General features: G+C 37.1%; 1 pseudogene. It reads right to left on the reverse strand.

What is annotated here, in order from left to right:
* A pseudogene (locus AOA59_RS32885) lies at positions 1 to 229 on the reverse strand (hypothetical protein); the annotation flags it as partial.

Here is a 229-nt window from a genome sequence, read left to right on the forward strand (position 1 = left end):
ATTATTTGCAATCCCATTTGGGAAAAGATGTGATTTAGATAGGAGCATAAGATGTGTGGACTCGAGATAATTGGCTGCAATGATAACAATTCTGCCAGTCACATGTTGAATATTCCTATCCTTATCAAAGTACTTAACACCTTCAGCATTGCCGTGTTTATCAACTGTTACATCAAAGGCTCTACAGTTAAATCGCAGTTCAAAGTTAGGATTTGGTCTTGCTTTAGGA

Origin of the sequence: Pseudomonas sp. 2822-15 (assembly GCF_002742515.1) — a bacterium.
Classification (GTDB): domain Bacteria; phylum Pseudomonadota; class Gammaproteobacteria; order Pseudomonadales; family Pseudomonadaceae; genus Aquipseudomonas; species Aquipseudomonas salomonii.